The organism is Paractinoplanes durhamensis (genome assembly GCF_016862175.1).
GTDB lineage: Bacteria > Actinomycetota > Actinomycetes > Mycobacteriales > Micromonosporaceae > Actinoplanes > Actinoplanes durhamensis.
The window spans coordinates 1-7,233 of the sequence record NZ_BOML01000108.1 but is presented as its reverse complement, the minus strand read 5'-3'; the positions used below and the strand labels follow the sequence as shown (position 1 = coordinate 7,233).

Below are 7,233 nucleotides of genomic sequence, written 5' to 3'. Positions count from 1 at the left end.
CCGGGTTGAACTTCCGCGACGTGCTGATTGCCTTGGGGGTGTACCCGGGTGAGGCGGCAATGGGCAACGAGGCCGCCGGAGTGGTGACCGAGGTCGGTTCCGGCGTGAGTGACTTCGCGGTCGGCGACCGGGTGATGGGGTTCGTCCCGGGCGCGTTCGGCCCGACCGCCGTAGCCGACCACCGGTCCGTGGTGCCGATCCCCACCGGCTGGACGTTCGAGCGTGCGGCCGCCGTGCCGGCCGCCTTCGTCACCGCGCATCTCGGGCTGGCCGGCCTGCGTCCCGGGGCGAAGGTCCTGGTTCATGCCGCCGCGGGCGGCGTCGGCATGGCAGCCGTGCGGCTGGCCCGCCACCAGGGAGCGGAGGTGTTCGCCACGGCGAGCCCCGCCAAGTGGGACACCCTGCGTGCGCTCGGCCTCGACGACGCGCACCTCGCCTCGTCACGCGACCTCGCCTTCGCCGATGCCTTCCCGCCGGTCGACCTCGTGCTCAACTCGCTCGCCGGCCCCTTCGTCGACGCCTCGCTGCGGCTGCTCAAGCCCGGCGGCAGCTTCGTCGAGCTCGGCCGCACCGATGTCCGCGACCCGGCGCAGATCGCGGCCGGGCACGGTGGCGCCTCCTACGAGGTGCTCGACCTTCTCGCTGGTGGGCCGGCACGGGTCGGCCGGCTGCTGGCCGAGGTGACGGCGCTGCTCGGGTCGGGCGCTCTGGAACCGTTGCCGGTGACCTCATGGGACGTGCGACGGGCGCCCGAGGCCTTCCGGTTCATGAGCCAGGCCCGGCACGTCGGCAAGCTGGTCCTCACCATGCCGCGGGAACTGGACCCGGACGGCACGGTGCTGATCACCGGCGGCACCGGCACCCTGGGGGCGATGCTGGCCCGGCACCTGGTCACCGCGTACGGGATGCGACGACTGACTTTGACCAGCCGGCGAGGCCCGGACGCGCCGGGCGCGGACGACTTGCGCACGGAGCTGGAGGGCTTGGGCGCCGACGTGAACATCCTGGCCTGTGACGCCGCGGACCGTGCCGCGCTGGCTTCGGTGCTGGATGCGATCCCCGTCCTGACGGGCGTGATCCACACCGCCGGCGTGCTCGACGACGGCACGGTCGAGTCGTTGACACCCGAACGGGTGGCGACCGTGCTGCGGCCCAAGGCCGACGCCGCTGTCCACCTGCATGAGCTCACCGCAGGCCGCGACCTCGCCATGTTCACGCTTTACTCCTCGGCGTCCGGCGTCCTCGGCACGCCCGGGCAGGCGAACTACGCCGCCGCGAACGCTTTCCTGGACGCCCTGGCGGCTCGCCGCCGCGCCGAGGGCCTGCCGGCCGTCTCCCTGGCCTGGGGTTACTGGGCCGAGACCAGCGAGCTCACCGGCCGGCTCAGCGACGGAGACCGGGCCCGGGTGGCCCGCAGCGGCGTCCGGCCGCTCGAGTCCGACCACGGGCTCGCGCTGTTCGACGCCGCGCACCGCATCGACGAACCCGTGCTCATCCCGGTCCGGCTCGACATCGCGGCGCTGCGGCAGCAGGCCGTCGACGGTGAGGTGCCGGCGTTGCTGCGCGGGCTGGTCCGGCCGGCCGGCCGCAGCGCCGTCGCCGGCGGCCCGCGCGGCTCCGAGTTGGCGGCTCGACTGGCCCGGCTCACCGAGACCGAACGGGAGCAGGAACTGCTCGACCTGGTCCGCGGTCATGGTGCCAAGGTTCTCGGCCACGCCACGGGCGAGTCCGTCGGCGCCGACCGCGCGTTCAAGGACCTGGGGTTCGACTCGCTCACGGCGGTCGAGCTGCGCAACCGGCTCGGAACGGCCACCGGCCTGCAACTGCCGGCGACGCTGGTGTTCGACCACCCGACGCCACGCGCCCTGGCCCGATGGCTCGAGACGGAGCTGGCCGGCGCGCCGGCCGCAGCCTCGGCGGTGCCGGTACTCGTGGCCACCGACGACGACCCCGTGGTGATCGTCGGGATGGCCTGCCGGTTCCCGGGCGGCGTGTCCTCACCGGAGGAGCTGTGGGACTTGCTCATCGGGCGCGGCGACGCCGTGGGCGAGTTCCCGGCCGACCGGGGCTGGGACCTGGAGCAGCTCTTCGACCCGGACCCGGACCGGCCCGGGACGAGCTACGCACGCGCCGGCGGCTTCCTGCACAACGCCGGTGACTTCGACGGCGGACTGTTCGGGATCTCGCCGCGGGAAGCGCTGGCCATGGACCCGCAGCAGCGACTGCTGCTGGAGGCCGCCTGGGAGCTCTTCGAACGCGCCGGCATCGCACCGACCTCGACCGCCGGCACGGTCACCGGCGTGTATCTCGGCGCGACCCACTCCGACTACATCCTGAGCCCGCAGCAGGTGCCGGACGAGCTGCAGGGGCACGCCATCACCGGCAGCGCCGCGAGCATCATGTCCGGCCGCGTCGCGTACGCGTTCGGCCTCGAAGGGCCTGCGGTGACGGTGGACACCGCCTGCTCGTCCTCCCTGGTGGCCCTGCACCTGGCGGCGCAAGGGCTGCGCAACGGCGAATGCTCCCTCGCGCTTGCCGGCGGCGTCGCCGTGATGCCCAGCCCCGCCGGGTTCGTCGGGTTCAGCCGCCAGCGCGGGCTTGCAGTCGACGGCCGGTGCAAGGCGTTCTCCGCCGCGGCGGACGGGATGGGCATGTCCGAGGGGGTGGGCATGCTGCTGCTGGAGCGGCTCTCGGACGCCCGGCGCAACGGGCATGCGGTGCTGGCGGTGCTCCGCGGATCGGCGGTCAACTCCGACGGCGCGTCCAACGGCCTGACCGCCCCGAACGGGCCGGCCCAGCAGCGGGTGATCCGGCAGGCGCTCGCCTTCGCCGGGCTGTCACCGGCGGACGTCGACGCGGTTGAGGCGCACGGCACCGGCACCCGCCTCGGTGACCCGATCGAGGCGCAGGCGATCCTCGCGACCTACGGGCAGGACCGGCCCGACGACCGCCCGCTGTGGCTCGGATCGGTGAAGTCGAACATCGGCCACACCCAGGCGGCTGCCGGGGTCGCCGGGGTGATCAAGTCGGTCCTCGCCCTGCGGCACGGTGTGTTGCCACCGACCCTGCACGCGGAGACACCCACGGCCGAGGTGGACTGGTCGGCCGGCTCGGTGGCGCTGCTCACCGAGGCGGTCCCGTGGCCCGACACCGGTCACGAACGGCGGATGAGCGTGTCGTCGTTCGGCATCTCCGGCACCAACGCGCACGTGATCCTCGAGCAGGCGCCGGCCACGAATCTCAGCCGGCCGCCGCAGCCCGCCGCAACAGCGGGGCCGGTGGTGTGGACGGTCTCCGGCGCGAGCGAGCCGGCCCTGCGGGACCAGGCCGGGCAGCTACGCGCGTACGTGGCCGACCGGCCCGAGCTGCACCCGGCCGAGGTGAGCGTCGGGCTGGCCACCACCCGGGCCGCTCTCACCCACCGCGCCGCGATCGTGGCCGCCGACCTCGATGAGCTGCTCGCCGGACTGCACCGCGTCGCGGACGGGGCGGCGGCCCACGGCGGCACCGTCACCGGCCGCGCCCGCGACGGGGCCGTCGCGGTCCTTTTCACCGGGCAGGGCGCGCAACGGCTGGGCATGGGCCGCGGCCTGTACGAGCGGTTCGCGGCGTTCGCGGAGGCGTTCGACGCGGTCTGTGCCGAGCTGGACCCACGGCTCGACCGGCCGCTGCGCGACGTGCTCTGGGGCGACGACGCCGAGCTGCTGACCACGACCGGCTGGGCGCAGCCGGCGTTGTTCGCCGTCGAGGTCGCCCTCTACCGGCTCGTCACCTCGCTCGGGGTGCGACCGCGGCTGCTGCTGGGCCACTCGGTCGGTGAGATCGCGGCCGCACACGTCGCCGGCGTGCTCGACCTGCCCGACGCGTGCGCCCTGGTCGCCGCGCGCGCCCGGCTCATGCAGGCGCTGCCGGCCGGCGGCGCCATGGTCGCCGTCGAGGGCACCGCGGAGCAGATCGCCGGCCTGGTCGAACCCGGCCGGGTGGAGATCGCCGCCATCAACGGCCCCACCGCCGTCGTGCTCACCGGCGACGAGGACGCCGTCCTGGCGGCCACCCGCGATTGGCCCGGCCGCACCCGCCGGCTGCACGTCTCCCACGCATTCCACTCCCACCTCATGGAGCCCATGCTCCCGGAGTTCGCGCAGGTACTGGCCGGTCTGCGGTACCAGCCCGCGCGGATCCCGGTGGTCAGCAACCGCACCGGCGAACCAGCCACGATGGACGCCGGATACTGGCTGGCACAGGTGCGCGAACCGGTGCGGTTCGCCGACGGCGTCGGCTACCTGGCGCGCCACGGCGTCACCACCGTGATCGAGGCCGGCCCCGACCCGGTGCTGACCAACTCCGCGACCGACTGCGAGCCGGAGCTGGCCGCGGCCGCCCTGCTGCGCCGCGACCACGACGACACCCGCACTCTGCTCACCGCCCTCGCCACCGCGTGGACCCGTGGGGCCGACATCGACTGGCCCGCCCTGCACCCCGCGACTCGTCCGGCCGAGCTGCCCACCTACGCGTTCCAGCACGAGCGGTACTGGCTGATCGCCGCCGCGCCGATCCCGGCGGCGGACCCCGCCGACGAGCAGTTCTGGCAGGTCGTCGAGCGCGAGGACATGGAGCAACTGGCGGCGACGCTGCACGTCGACGGCGGCCAGCCGTTCCGCAGCGTCCTGCCCGCCCTGTCGTCGTGGCGGCGCCGGCGCCGGGAGGCGACCGCCGTGGACGCCTGGCGGTATCGCACGATCTGGCGGATCACCCCCGACGCGCCCGCACCGGCGCTGTCCGGGACGTGGCTGCTGGTGACCTCCGGCAGCGGCACCGGCGACGGGCTCGCCGAGGAACTCACCCGTACGGTGGAGACGCACGGTGGAGCCGTCACCCGGTTGACGGTGCCCGCCGGCATCGGCCGTGACGAGCTGGCTGAGCGACTGGCCGAGGTCGCGTACCCGTGGATAGGGGTGCTGTCCCTGCTCGCCCTCGACGGCCACGCCGGGGCGGTCGTCACCGCGACGCTCGTGCAGGCACTCGGCGACGCGGCCGTGCCGGCCCGGCTGTGGTGCCTCACCCGGGGCGCGGTCTCCACCGGCCGAGCCGACCGGCTGACCGAACCCGAACAGGCCATGGTCTGGGGTCTGGGCCGGGTCGTGGCGCTGGAGCAACCCCACCGGTGGGGCGGCCTCATCGATCTTCCCGCTACGGTCGACGCCCGCACCGGCGAACGCCTCGCCGCGGTCGTCGCCGGCGCGGATGGCGAGGACCAGGTGGCGCTGCGCGGCGCCGGCCGGTACGTGCGGCGCCTGGCACACGCCCCAGGCGGGGAGGCACCCACCGGCAACGACTGGTTGCCGGCCGGCACCATCGTGATCACCGGCGGCACCGGCGGCCTCGGAGCCCGGGTCGCCAAGTGGCTCGCCGCCGCCGGTGCCCAGCACCTGGTGCTCACCAGCCGTCGTGGCCCGGACGCGCCCGGCGCGGCCGAGCTCGTCGAGGAATTGGAAAGGCTCGGCGCGGAAGCCACCGTCGTCGCCTGTGACGTGGCCGACCGGGACGCGGTGGCCGGTCTCCTCTCCGCCCTCCCCGCGGACCGGCCGCCGGCGGGCGTGATCCACGCCGCGGGCCTCCCGCAGCAGGGCGCGCTGGCCGAGACCACGGCCGCCGACTTCGAGGCGATCCTCGCCGCCAAGGTACGAGGGGCGGCGCATCTGGACGAGCTGCTCGGCGACGTACCCATGTTCGTGCTGTTCTCCTCGGTCGCGGCAGTGTGGGGCAGCGGAGGCCAGTCGGCCTACGCGGCCGGCAACGCCTACCTCGATGCCCTCGCCGAACGGCGCCGCGACCGCGGGCTGGCCGCCACCTCCGTCGCATGGGGGCCGTGGAGCGGCGCGGGCATGGCCGCCGAAGGCGACCGGGACGCACAGCTGCGCCGCCACGGGCTGCGCCCGATGGCAGCCGACCTCGCCCTGGTCGCGCTCCGGCAGGCGGTCGAGCGCGCAGAAGCGCCGGTCGCCGTGGCCGACATCGACTGGGAGCGATTCCTGCGCGGCTTCACGTCGACCCGGCCCAGCCCGCTGCTCAGCGAACTGCCCGAGGCCGCCGCCACACCGGCGACCGCCGCGACCGAACCCGGCACGGCGGACGGCTCCGCCCTGGCGCGACTGCTCGCCAAGCTCGACGAGCCGGCCCGGCCCGGCGCGGTCCTGGACCTGGTCCGCACCCAGGCCGCCGCCGTCCTCGGTCACGCGAGCGCCGGCGCGGTCGAGGAGGACCGGGTCTTCGCCGAGCTGGGATTCGACTCGATCACCGCCGTCGACCTGCGCAACCGGCTGTCGGCGGAGACCGGCCTGCGGCTGCCTGCCACCCTGGTCTTCGATCACCCGACACCGGCGACGCTCGCCGCTTACCTGATGAGCGAGGTCACCGGCGCCCAGCCCGCACCGTCCACCGTCACCACCGTGATCGGCGGTTTCGAGGCAGACCCGATCGCGATCGTCGGGATGGCCTGCCGCTATCCGGGCGGGGTGTCCTCTCCGGAGGACCTGTGGGAGCTGGTGGCCGCGGGCGGCGACGGCATCTCCGGCTTCCCGACCGATCGAGGATGGGACCTGGAGCGGCTGTTCGATCCGGATCCGCAGGTGCCGGGCACCAGCTACGCGCGTGAGGGCGGGTTCCTGCACGACGCCGGGGACTTCGACGCGGAGTTCTTCGGGATCTCGCCGCGCGAAGCCCTCGCCATGGACCCGCAGCAGCGACTGGTGCTGGAGGCGGCGTGGGAGGTGTTCGAGCGGGCCGGAATCGACCCACGGTCGGTCCGCGGTTCGTCCACCGGCGTGTTCGTCGGAGCAGCGGCATCCGGGTACGGCGCACAGCAGCCCCTCGAGGCCGCCGAGGGCTACTCCCTCACCGGCAACGTGACCAGCGTGTTGTCCGGCCGGGTGGCATACACCTTCGGTCTGGAAGGGCCGGCGGTGACGGTGGACACCGCGTGCTCGTCCTCGTTGGTGGCTCTGCACCTGGCGATGCAGGCGCTGCGTAGCGGCGAATGTTCGGCGGCGGTGGTCGGCGGCGTGAACGTGATGCCCAGCCCCATCGGCTTCGTGGAATTCTCGCGGCAGCGTGGCCTGGCGGTCGATGGGCGGTGTAAGTCGTTCGCGGCGGCTGCTGATGGTACGGGTTGGGGTGAGGGTGTCGGGTTGTTGTTGGTGGAGCGGCTGTCGGATGCGGTAAGCCATGGGCATC

At 74.3% G+C, this 7,233-nt stretch carries 1 pseudogene; it reads left to right on the top strand.

Annotated elements, in window-relative coordinates:
- Positions 1–20: 20 nt before the first annotated feature.
- Positions 21–7,233 (top strand): annotated as a pseudogene (locus Adu01nite_RS47225) (type I polyketide synthase); the annotation flags it as partial.